An 8,102-nucleotide genomic window follows, 5' to 3' on the forward strand; every position below is an offset into this window, starting at 1 on the left:
AGACCCCGGGTGCCGGGGTGGCGCGCGCACCCGCCCGAGAGCGGGCCGAACGCGGAAGGCGGCGGGCGCTAGCGGGTGTTGATCGCGTCCAGCATGTTCGGCCGGGCCGCCCGCCGGGCCGGCCAGATCGCCGCCAGCACGCCCACCACCAGTGCCACGGCCTTCGCCGGCCGAACTTCCCGGAGCCGCCTTGACGTTGAGCTCGTGGTAGCCGCCGGGGGCCGGCAACAGCTGTTGTGCGGTCGGGGTGTCGAAGAGCGCCAGGCTGCCGCCGGAGGCCACGCGCGGGTCCTGGCTGTCGACGAGGCCGACGAGCTTCTTGGTCAGGACCGGCCCGTCCACGGCGAAGCGCACCTCGTCACCTATCCGGTACCCGCCCGCGGACGCGGTCTTCGCGTCCAGCGCCATCTCGTCGCCGGCGGCCGGGCCGCGGCCTTCGGCGATCGGGTCGAGCGGGTCCTCGCCGCCCTTCCCGGGTGCGTAGTTGGCGGCGATGTTCAGGTAACCGCGCCCTCCCAGAGGGCGCTTGTCCTTGCCGGAGACCGTGGCGTTGCCCTCTACGGATCCGCGCACGGAGGCCACGCCCGGGACGGCCCCCGTCCTGGCCGCCAGTTCCTCGTTCACGGGCGGGACGAGTCCGCCCTTCTCGTCGCGCCCGGGGGCCTCGGTGGGACGGACGACGACGCCGACGGAACCGGGCTCCACCCGAAGGCAGAGCCCGATGCCGGGACAGGAGCCTGCGGGCGGACCCTCGGGCCCCTCGCGGCCGGTCTCACTCCCCGGCGGCGTGTCCGGTCTGGTGGGCGAGGAGGGCTGCCTGGACCCGCCCCGCGCTGCCGGTCTTCTCCAGGATGGAGCCGACGTGCGTCTTGACCGTGCCGACGCCGATGCCGAGCCGACGGCCGATCTCCAGGTTGGCGAGGCCCGCACCCAGCAGGGCCAGCACCTCCCGCTCCCGCTCGGTGAGCGCGGCGATCCGCGCGTCGGGTCCGGCCGGGGTGACGGTGCGCCGGTCCGTGACGCCGCCGCCCTGCAGCATCCGGCGGATCACGGTGCCGGTGACCCCGGGCGACAGGACGGCGTCACCGCTCGCGGCCGACCGTACGGCGCTGATCAGTTCGTCGGGACCCTCGTCCTTGAGCAGGAACCCCGTGGCCCCGGCCGCCAGCGCGCGCATCACGTTCTCGTCGTCGCCGAAGGTGGTGAGCACGACGACCTGCGGCGCCGGGTCCAGGGCGGTGAGCGGCCCGATGGCGGCGAGGCCGTCGAGGACGGGCATCCGGATGTCGAGGAGGACCACGTCGGGATGGTGCTCCGCGGCGAGCTCCACGGCCCGGGCGCCGTCGGCGGCTTCGGCGACCACGTCGATGCCGTCGGCGTGCTTGAGGATCATCCGTACGCCGGCCCGGATCATCTGCTCGTCGTCGGCGAGCAGGACCCTGACGACGCCGTCGGCCCCATCGGGCCGCTGGGGGTCATTCACTTGGGCTCCCGGGAGGAGTGGGCGAGGCGGTCGGGGCCATGGGCACCATCGGCACCTCGAATCGGGTGATTTGGGTCAAAACGTCGCCTCGGAAACAGTAGCGGGTGAGCTCGATCCGGTCCCGGCCGACGATGGCGCGGCTGTACGGGTAGAGGCAGTCGGTGGCGTCCGCAGGCCGCTCCGGCTCGCGTCCGGCGGCCGCCGCGCGGGCCATCCTGTCGTCGTAGACCCCGGAGTCCTCGGCCTGCTGCCGGGTCATCCCGAGGGCCGGCGGCTTCGGCGGGGTGTAGCCCAGCGGCCGGGCGGAGCCCGCCAGCTGCAGGCCGAAGATCAGGGTGGCGCCGATGCCGGCCAGGCCGAGCAGCCCCGAGGCCGCCTGGGCGAGCGGGATCAGCAGCGGGGCCCGGCGCAGCCGTGCCGCGGCGCCTTCGGGTCCCGGCGTACGGGTCTTCGCGCGTTCGGCGTCGGTCTGCGCCGCCGTCGGGGGGACTGCGGGCAGGCCGGCCCGCACGGCGAAGCCCCCGGAGGGCTCCGGCCCGGCCGCCAGGTGGCCGCCGAGCACGGCGACCCGTTCGCGCAGCCCGCTCAGGCCCCGGCCGGTGCCGGCCTCGGCCGCGGCGGTCTCCCCCGCGCCCGGCGGCCGCGCCGGGGCCCCGTTGACCACCGAGACCTCGACGGAGTCGGCGGTGTGCTCGATCCGTACCTCCACCGGCGCCCCGGCCGCGTACCGGTGCACATTGGTCAGCGCCTCGCGCACGACCCGGTGGACCGCCCGGCGCACCCGCGGCTCCCGGCCGACGGTGTCGGGACCGGTCCAGCCGAAGCCGACGCGTACCCCGCCCGCCCGGGACTCGGCGACGAGCGCCTCGATGTCGGCCCGGGTCCCGGTGGCATCGGTGAGCGCGTCCGTCCCGGTGTCGCGGGAGAGCGGTCCGAGCACCCCGAGCGCCTCGCGCAGTTCGTGCATGGCGTCGCGGGTGGCCTGGCGCACCTGGCCCGCGCTCTCGCGCAGTTCGTCGGCGTCCTCGCCGCCCCGGCCGCGCAGGGCCATCTCCAGGCCGCCCGCGTGCAGGGAGATCAGGCTGAGCCGGTGCCCGACGAGGTCGTGCATCTCGGCCGCGATGCGGGACCGCTCGTGGATGCGGGACTCGCTCTCGGCGAGCCTGCGGTTCTCCTCGGCGGCGGCGGTCCGCTCGCGCAGGGCGGCGAGGAGCCGCTGCTGCTGCCCGGCGGAGGCCCCGACCAGTCCGGGTACGAGGACGGCGACCGCGGCGAGCACCACGCCGAGGGTGAGCCCGTACTGCCAGGAGCCGTAGCCGCTGCGGTGGACGGACGCGCCGGCGGTGAGCACGGTGAGCGCGCCGGCCCCGAAGAGTACGGCCGCCCGGCGCCCGGCCCCGGACAGCTGGTGGGAGACGGTGTAGGCGGTCACGGCCATCAGGACGCCGAAGCACGACATCAGCCCGAGCAGGACGCCCATGCCGAGCAGGGCCGCCTCCGGGTAGCGGCGGCGTACGACGAACAGGGCGAGCGCGACGAGCGTCAGCCCCACCTTGACGTGGACCGGCAGGTCGCCGCCGACCTCGTTGACGAGCTTGTACGCCATGACGACGAGGACGCCCCCGCCGAGCGCCTCGGCGGCGGCCCGGAGCAGCGAGCGACCCATGACAGACATATCGACGATTATCCGAGGCGGGAAGGGGGTCGGGCGTGAGCCTCGCGAGGGATCCGGGCCTCTGCCGAAAGGCAGAGGCAGGACTCAGGTATGAGTCGATGTCACCCTTCAGGTGGGGTGCTCGGTTCGTCCTCGGGAGGGACGCGGGTTACGGCTCGAGCCACGAATACTCGTACACATGAACCGCCGTCCTCTCGTCATCGCCGCCGCCACCGTGGGAGTGCTCGCCACCGCCGCCTTCGCCCTTCCCAACCTCCCGCCCAACCCCGTGACCGACACGATCAACGACAGGGTCTTCAAGGAGAAGGGCATGCGCTTCGCGACGGCCGCCGACGCCCCCACGCGCGGGGAGCTGACGTGGGTGCTGCCGGACTGGGTACCGAAGGACGCGACCGCCGTGCGAATAAAGGCGCGCACGGACGGTGAGGCGCGGCTGATCCGGTTCACCCTGGGCGAGACCCCGCTGAACGGTCCGCAGTGCTCGGCCGGCATACCGAAGAAGCCCGCCGGGAGGGAGCTCCGCGCCAAGTGGTGGCCGGCCGGAACCCACGAGGAGGAGCGCGCCGAGTGCCGCGACTACTACCAGTACCAGGTCACGGTGCGGGGCAAGGAGGTCTACGCCTGGACCGACGGCACCCCGTCGCCCGGAGCGAAGATGCAGGACGGCACCCCGGTCCAGCAGGCATCGCGCAGCACCCGCTGACCGCTGACCAACGTCCGCCGGTTCCAGGGGCTCAGCCCGTGCGGAGTTCGCGGGCCGCCGCCAGTTCCGTGACGCGGGTCCAGAGGGGGCGCAGCCAGTCCTCCACCGAGGCCTCGGTGGGCAGCCCCGCCGGAAGGCTGTCGTGGAGGGCCGCGGTCTCCGGCTCGGCTCTCCGGTGGTGGGCCAGGGTGGGCGGTTCCTCCGGACCGGTCGCCGCCATCGCCACGCACCGCAGGAACATCGCGTTGGCGGTCAGGAGCCACACGTGCGAGCCGAGACCGGACTCGGACTCCTCGGGCGCGGCGGCCGGTTGCCCGGTGAAGCCGCCCGCCAGTGCCCACGGGTCCGGGGCCACGTACCGGACCCGGCCCACGCCCGTGAACGCGGCCGCGGCCGCGCACATCGCGCAGGGTTGCTGCGTGCTCCAGAGCGTCGCCGTGGCCAGGTCCCAGCCGGTCCGGGCCGCGCCCAGGGCGTTCATCTCGGCGTGGGCGAGCGGGGTGCCGCGCAGCGGTCCGGTGCCCGGGCCGTCCTCGTACGCCTCGTTGCGGCCCTCGGCGATCACCTTGCCGTCGGCGTCCGCCAGGACCGCTCCGACGGCCAGGCCTCCGGCGGCCAAGGCCTCGTAGGCGAGGGCGAGTGCCCTGCGCACCGGCTCCGGCGCCCCGCGCCACGCCACGTCGAAATCAAGCTCCCCGCTGACCATCGGGCCATTATCGTCACCGCCATGGATATCCGCCCCGCTCGCACCCCCGCCGAACTCCAGGCCGCGGAGGGACTCTTCGACGGGCCCGTGCGCCCGGACTGGTCGCAGCGGTTCCTCGACGCCCCCGGGCACCTGATGCTCATCGCCTACGTGGACGACGTGCCCGCCGGGATGGTCTCCGGCATCGAGATGAGCCACCCCGACAAGGGCACCGAGATGTGCCTGTACGAGCTCTCCGTGGACGAGGGCTACCGGCGGCGCGGCATCGGCCGCGCGCTGACCGCGGCGCTCGCCGCCGAGGCCGAGGCACGCGGCTGCTACGGCATGTGGGTGGGCGTCGACACGGACAACGAGGCCGCGCTGGCCACGTACGAGGCGGCCGGAGCCCGCGACGAGGGCGTCTTCGCCATGCGCGGCTGGCCCATCGGCCCGGAGGCCTCGTAGGCCCCGCAGGTCCCGGAGGCCTCGTAGGCCCCGCAGCGGTTGGGCCCTACGGTCCGGTGCCCCGGCCCGTGCCCCGTAGCCCGTCGGACGGCGTGTCGTGGGGCCAGTCGGCGCACCCTCCGCGCGGCCGGCCCGTGCCTCGCCGAGCATCGGCCGCATGACCGCATTCACCGCGCTGCTCCCGGCCGCCGCCCTGCTGGCGGTGGCCACCGCCCTGCCGCCGTACGCCTCCGAAGCCACCGCCGCCACCCACGACGCCCGCACCGCCAAGGCCTCCGACGCCGCCACCGCCCCCTACGTGGTCGTCCTGCACGACCAGGTCTCCCGCGCCTCCGCCCGTGCCTCCACCCGCGCCCTCACCGCCGAGGCCGAGGCCTCCGGCGACCGCGTCGGGGCCGTCTACGACACCGCCTTGCACGGCTTCGCCGTCCGCACCACCGCGGCCCGCGCCGCCGAGCTCGCCGCCGACCCGCGGGTCGCCTCCGTGGAGCCCGACGCGACGTTCCTGATCGACGGCGCCCCGACCGACGACGCCGCCGGTGCGCAGCCCCTGGTGCAGACGCCCGCGCCCTGGGCCCTGGACCGGCTCGACCAGAACGAGCTCCCGCTCGACGGCTCGTACACGTACCCGACCAAGGCGGAGGGGGTCACCGCGTACATCATCGACACCGGGATCAACACCCTGCACCAGGAGTTCGGCGGCCGCGCCCGCTGGGGCGCCAACGCGGTGTTCATGGAGCGGGCCACGGACTGCAACGGCCACGGCACGCACGTCGCGGGAACCGTCGGCGGCGCCACCTACGGGGTCGCGAAGGGGGTGTCGCTCATCGCCGTCAAGGTCGCGAACTGCCGTGGGGAGGCGAGCCTGTCGGCCATCACCGGCGGCATCGACTGGATGGTGAAGGACGCGCTCAAGTACCCCGCCACCCCGGCCGTGGCGAACATGAGCATCGGCGGCAGCTACAGCTCCGCCCTGAACAGGGCCGTCACGCGCGCGGTCGCGGCCGGGATCACCTTCGCCGTGGCCGCCGGCAACTCCGGCGAGGACGCCTGCACCGGCTCCCCGTCCGGTGTCCCGCAGGCGCTCACGGTGGGCGCGACCGATGCCGCGGACCGGCGTCCCGCCTTCTCCAACCACGGCCCCTGCGTGGACCTCTCGGCCCCGGGCGTGTCCGTCACCTCGGCCTGGAGGGGATCCGCCACGGCCACCGCCCGGGCCTCCGGGACCTCGATGGCGGCCCCGCACGTGGCGGGCGCCGCCGCGCTGGTGCTCGCGCGGGGTCTGGCGGCCGGCGGTCCGCGCAGCACGCCGGCACAGGTGGCCGAAACCCTTCTGCTGGACTCCGTCAAGGACCGCATCACGGCCCTGCCCGCCGGGACCCCGAACCGCCTCCTCCACGTCCCGGCCGGCGAGTAGCCCGTACGAGGACCCTCGCCGACGGTGCCGCGCCCGTCGGCGGGAGACGGCCCGGCGCCCCCGGGAGGCGGCCGCCCGCCGCCGGACCGGCGCGCGCGGAAGTGCAGGTCAGGGGCGGAGCGGGGCCCTCCGGTGAACCCATCCGCCCCACCCGCACAACCCACCGCCCGGTCGGTATCCGGTCCGCCGGACCACCCGGCCTGATGGCACATCAATTTCTGTGTGCTTCGGGCGAAAGCAAGTCATTGACTTCTCATCACCGCGACGCGTCAATGTCGGCCACCGCACCGGCTCGACCTCCCCCACACAGCGGGTGGGGGGAGGGTTCGTATGACGAAGGAGTCGCGACCCAGTGAGTACAACGTTCCGACGAAGAGTTCTGGCCGGGGCGGGCGCCTTGTCCCTGGCCCTGACGGGTGGCGTGGTGGGCCTGACCGGCACCGCGCAGGCCGCGACCAAGACCACGGCCGTCCCGGTGGACTGTGTCGCGCCGCCGCCGCAGGCGGGCGCTTCCGGCCCCCAGAACTTCACGGTCACCCTGCCGGACGGCGCGAAGGCCGGCGACGTCGTCCCGATCACCATCGACCCGGGTCCGAGCCCGGTCATTCCGGGCTTCTCCGTCACCACGACGAACACGACGAAGATCACCCTGAAGGTCGGTTCGACCACCCAGACGGTCACCAGTCCACCCGTGACGGTCACCGTCGTCGCCGGACAGGCCCTCGACCCGGACCTGTTCAGCGGCACCATCACGATCCCTGACGGCACCGAGGGCACGATCGTCCCGGTCACCCTGGACCTCTCGGTGACCGACGCGAACCTGGGCGGCTCGGTCTTCACCACCACGTGTACTCCGAACCCGCGCCCGAGCGCCTCCGTCGGGTCGGTCTCCGTGGCGGCCCTGCCCAAGGACCCGATCACCACCAAGCTGACGCCCAACAGCGGCAAGGCCGGCACCGCGGTCGTCGTCACGGGCGCCAACTTCCCGGCGGGTCCGGTCACGTGTTCCGCGCTCAAGGCCGGCGTCGCCACGGGTGACACCGGTGCCGGTACGGCCGACGCGTCGGGTGCCGCGACCTGCAACATCACGGTCACCAAGGCCGCCGACGAGATCAAGATCGACGGCTCGATCAGCCCGTTCAAGGCCTTCGTCTTCGTCGTCGACCAGCCCGGCGTGAAGAACCCGGTCGACGTCGAGGTCCTGCCCGGTCCGCTGGCCATCGGCCCGCAGGCCGGCAACCCGGCCGTCAACTTCGGCAAGGTCACCATCAACGGCAAGTCCCAGTCCGTCGTGGGTCAGTTCACCGCGATGGCCGTCCAGGACTTCCGCGGCGGCACCCTCGGCTGGGACGTCTCGGCGACCCGTACGCCGTTCCTGAACGAGGTCACCGGACACGCCATGACCAAGGCGCAGATCGGCATCCAGCCGACCTGCAAGGTGACCAACCCGGACAGCCCGAGCGCCTGCACCGCCGGCGCCCCGGGTGCGATCTCCGACACCCCGATGAAGATCGCCTCCCAGAGCGCGGGCGGCGAGAACCTGACCGGTGGCGAGTTCGAGATCGGCGGCGCCGGAATGATCCAGCTCCCGCCGTTCATGTTCGCGGACACCTACCAGTCGGTCGTCACCTTCTCGATCGCCTGACCCGTACGGCCCCGCTCCAACCCGGGTGG

7 protein-coding genes and 1 pseudogene are annotated in these 8,102 nt (G+C 74.0%); 4 read left to right on the forward strand and 4 right to left on the reverse strand.

Annotated elements, in window-relative coordinates:
• The 3 genes and pseudogenes from ACWGDE_RS32945 to ACWGDE_RS32955 form a co-directional block, all read right to left on the reverse strand.
• Positions 1–705 (reverse strand): annotated as a pseudogene (locus ACWGDE_RS32945) (hypothetical protein); the annotation flags it as partial.
• A 67-nt stretch (positions 706–772) separates the two neighbouring features.
• A complete protein-coding gene (locus tag ACWGDE_RS32950; protein WP_453392714.1) occupies positions 773–1,483 on the reverse strand; it encodes a response regulator in 711 nt (236 codons plus the stop codon).
• Entirely contained in the window at positions 1,476–3,158 is a 1,683-nt protein-coding gene (locus ACWGDE_RS32955; RefSeq protein ID WP_453392715.1) for a sensor histidine kinase, read from the reverse strand. The genes ACWGDE_RS32950 and ACWGDE_RS32955 overlap by 8 nt, the downstream gene beginning before the upstream one ends.
• Before the next feature lie 178 nt (positions 3,159–3,336).
• Here ACWGDE_RS32955 and ACWGDE_RS32960 point away from each other — a divergent pair, with 178 nt between their 5' ends.
• Entirely contained in the window at positions 3,337–3,861 is a 525-nt protein-coding gene (locus ACWGDE_RS32960; protein ID WP_453392716.1) for a hypothetical protein, read from the forward strand.
• Between the two features lie 31 nt (positions 3,862–3,892).
• Here the strand turns inward: ACWGDE_RS32960 and ACWGDE_RS32965 are convergent, their stop codons facing one another.
• Positions 3,893–4,567, reverse strand: a complete 675-nt coding sequence (locus tag ACWGDE_RS32965) for a deaminase (RefSeq protein ID WP_453392717.1) — start codon at positions 4,565–4,567, stop codon at positions 3,893–3,895.
• A gap of 21 nt (positions 4,568–4,588) precedes the next feature.
• Between ACWGDE_RS32965 and ACWGDE_RS32970 the strand changes: the two genes are divergently transcribed.
• The 3 genes from ACWGDE_RS32970 to ACWGDE_RS32980 all read left to right on the forward strand — a co-directional run bounded on the left by ACWGDE_RS32970 (position 4,589) and on the right by ACWGDE_RS32980 (position 8,073).
• Entirely contained in the window at positions 4,589–5,011 is a 423-nt protein-coding gene (locus tag ACWGDE_RS32970) for a GNAT family N-acetyltransferase (protein ID WP_453392718.1), read from the forward strand.
• A 157-nt stretch (positions 5,012–5,168) separates the two neighbouring features.
• Positions 5,169–6,428, forward strand: coding sequence for a S8 family peptidase (locus ACWGDE_RS32975; RefSeq protein WP_453392719.1), 1,260 nt, complete (start codon positions 5,169–5,171; stop codon positions 6,426–6,428).
• A gap of 397 nt (positions 6,429–6,825) precedes the next feature.
• Positions 6,826–8,073 carry a hypothetical protein gene (locus ACWGDE_RS32980; RefSeq protein WP_453392720.1) on the forward strand — a complete coding sequence of 416 codons (1,248 nt, stop codon included), beginning with the start codon at positions 6,826–6,828 and terminating at the stop codon, positions 8,071–8,073.
• Positions 8,074–8,102 lie beyond the last annotated feature (29 nt).

The organism is Streptomyces sp. NPDC054956, assembly GCF_053609185.1.

Bases quoted from the DNA above. Each gene is read 5' to 3' on its own strand.
- ACWGDE_RS32955 (WP_453392715.1), bottom strand. From the start codon at position 3,158: ATGTCTGTCATGGGTCGCTCGCTGCTCCGGGCCGCCGCCGAGGCGCTC.
- ACWGDE_RS32960 (WP_453392716.1), top strand. From the start codon at position 3,337: ATGAACCGCCGTCCTCTCGTCATCGCCGCCGCCACCGTGGGAGTGCTC.
- ACWGDE_RS32965 (WP_453392717.1), bottom strand. From the start codon at position 4,567: ATGGTCAGCGGGGAGCTTGATTTCGACGTGGCGTGGCGCGGGGCGCCG.
- ACWGDE_RS32970 (WP_453392718.1), top strand. From the start codon at position 4,589: ATGGATATCCGCCCCGCTCGCACCCCCGCCGAACTCCAGGCCGCGGAG.
- ACWGDE_RS32975 (WP_453392719.1), top strand. From the start codon at position 5,169: ATGACCGCATTCACCGCGCTGCTCCCGGCCGCCGCCCTGCTGGCGGTG.